Genomic DNA, 1,536 nt, shown 5'->3' on the forward strand with positions numbered 1-1,536 from the left:
GGCGATGAACAGCGCGCCGACCTTATCGTCGAGCTGGTCCGGCGCGATTTCGCGCTCCTCGATCGAGCGCAAGTCGACGACGTTGCCGATGCCTAGCTGTCCGAGCAGCGCATAGTCCGCATCCGTCAGCAGCGGCATCGCGCCCGAGCGGAACGCCTTGTCCCACTTCACCGTATGCCCGTCCTTGGTGACGTAGCCACCGACATCGCGGAAGTTGCTGCCCTGCTCCAACGGCAGCACGCGCTCAGCGACAACGGTGCGGCCCTTGCCGCCTTTCCCTTCGAGAATCACGTAGCGCCGGTCCGTCGCCGCGATCGGCAGCTTCAGCACGCCGTCCTTGCTGGCGGCGGCAAAGCGCTGGTCGCCCTTGTCCAGCACGGTGTCGGCGCTGATCCACACCGCTACCGGAGCAGTATCGTCGCGCTTCAGTTCCACGGTCGAAGCATCGAGGCGGGTCAGCGTCGCCAGCTCCCGCGCCACGACGGGCGAGCCTGTCAGCAGCAGAGCGGTCAGCAAGGCAGTCGCGGTGATCTTTCGCATGGTATTTGTCCCGGTCAGTAATGGAGGAGGACGCCGAACAGGTAGCGCGCGCCGGAAGGCGGAACCTCTTGTGGAACAGCGTGCCGATGCCGACGATGTCTTCCTCGGTCGTGGCATATAGAACGAATGTATGTCCGTTGAATGACACTTTTCCGGCAATACCACAACGGCCGCAACACGCGGGTATCGCTCGATCGCAGGCGCGTTGTCTGCTACGGGAGCGGGACAGCCAGTCGGGCCTTCACTATCATGAGCGCCATGAAAGCCGCGGAATCATCGTCATTCGACCGGTTTATCACCGTAGTCACAGGGCAATGGGAAATGCTCGGCGCAGCGGGTATGTCCGCCCGCCGGATCAGTGGGCTGACCGAAGCGCCGGTCTCCTCGATCTACCATCACTTCGGGTCTCTGGAACACTTGTTGCTGGCCTCGCAGCGGCAGTGTCTGGTCGAGGCGAAGCTGTGGTGCGACCGCCAGTGCCGCCAGTTCGACGGGCTGGACGCGTCGCCCGCCGCCTTCGCAGGATTCTTTGCGCAGATCACCGACGGTTGGTGCGAGGAGCAGCGCGGGCTGGCCTTCGCCTGGCGCGAATGCCAGCTGCTTGCGCACCAGTCCCCGCTCTTCGGCGATGCGGCGCGGGAATGGGCCGCCTTGTGGCAGCGGTTCTGGAGCGAGGCGGGCCGGCGCTTCGGCCTAGGTGCAGACAGCATCGTTGCGCAGCGCGTGTTCGAGAACGAGAGCTTCTTCCACATGATCCGCTGGCGGCGCCTGGTCGACCGCGCCGCGCTCGACGAAACCGCCCGTACGCTCGGCGCATGGCTGACCGGCACTGCCCTGCCCGCTGCGCCCTGGCGCGAATTCGCGCGCGAGGCGGCCCTGCGCTCGATGCCCGTGCTGCCCGACCGAGACGAGACGGCCGCCCGCATCGTGGAAACCGCCGCAAGGATCATCGACGAGGACGGGCTCGCCCGCCTCACTCACCGCGCCGTCGCCGAA

General features: G+C 66.1%; 1 protein-coding gene and 1 pseudogene. One reads left to right on the top strand and one right to left on the bottom strand.

Annotated elements, in window-relative coordinates; genetic code table 11:
- Positions 1 to 540, bottom strand: a 540-nt coding sequence (locus LH128_RS26715; protein ID WP_008832816.1) for a tyrosine-protein phosphatase, incomplete at its 3' end; no start/stop codon positions are given.
- 321 nt (positions 541 to 861) lie between these two features.
- Between LH128_RS26715 and LH128_RS26720 the strand changes: the two are divergent.
- Positions 862 to 1,536 (top strand): annotated as a pseudogene (locus LH128_RS26720) (TetR family transcriptional regulator); the annotation flags it as partial.

It is taken from the genome of Sphingomonas sp. LH128 (assembly GCF_000293195.2).
Taxonomy (GTDB): domain Bacteria; phylum Pseudomonadota; class Alphaproteobacteria; order Sphingomonadales; family Sphingomonadaceae; genus Novosphingobium; species Novosphingobium resinovorum_A.